1 protein-coding gene is annotated in these 313 nt (G+C 47.3%); it reads left to right on the top strand.

What is annotated here, in order from left to right; translation table 11 throughout:
- Window positions 1-313: ABC transporter permease subunit (locus LFYK43_RS12380; RefSeq protein WP_124978599.1), on the top strand; the 313-nt coding region annotated here is incomplete at both ends.

Raw genomic sequence — 313 nt, 5'->3', positions numbered from 1 at the left:
GCGATGGGGTCTAGTCCAGCTGCGATAATTTTTCGTGTTTATTTGCGTGAAGGATTGGCTGACATTGTCCGTGTTTCCATCGTAACGATCATCAGCCTGATCGGTTTGACTACTATGGCTGGAGCCATCGGTTCTGGCGGCTTAGGTGATATTGCGTTCAGCATTGGCTACGCCCGTTTTCAAAACGATGTGATTTTTGCAGCGATGATCATTATCTTGATCTTTGTGTTTGCGGTTCAGATCATCGGCGACTGGTGCGTTCGGATCATTGAACATCAATCGTCAGGCAGGGCAAATACGAAAGCTGGCATAA

Origin of the sequence: Ligilactobacillus salitolerans (assembly GCF_003864415.1) — a bacterium.
Classification (GTDB): domain Bacteria; phylum Bacillota; class Bacilli; order Lactobacillales; family Lactobacillaceae; genus Ligilactobacillus; species Ligilactobacillus salitolerans.
This window is presented reverse-complemented; position numbering and strand designations above follow the sequence as displayed.